Annotated in this window: 1 protein-coding gene; it reads right to left on the minus strand. The window is 57.1% G+C overall.

The features are described 5' to 3' along the window. The coding region (locus SB753_RS39375; protein WP_410805462.1) for an SDR family NAD(P)-dependent oxidoreductase at positions 1–254 on the minus strand (254 nt) is incomplete at both ends.

Genomic DNA, 254 nt, shown 5'->3' on the forward strand with positions numbered 1-254 from the left:
CTGCATAGTGCGGGGTATAGACGAAACCTTGTCTGGCCTGTCCCGACGCCGTATTGATCAGACGGCCCGCTTTCCCGGCACGCAGCATCCGTCTCGCCGCTTCCTGGCAACACAGAAAAACGCCTTTGGTGTTCACCGCAAGTACGTTGTCCCATTCCTTCTCGGTCAGATCTTCCAGCTTCGCGATCGTAATGACGCCCGCGTTCTGGACTGAAACATCAACCTCACCTAGCGTGGCCGCGACTTCTTCGTAG

The sequence above is a fragment of the Paraburkholderia sp. SIMBA_053 genome (assembly GCF_046534895.1).
Lineage (GTDB): Bacteria > Pseudomonadota > Gammaproteobacteria > Burkholderiales > Burkholderiaceae > Paraburkholderia > Paraburkholderia caledonica.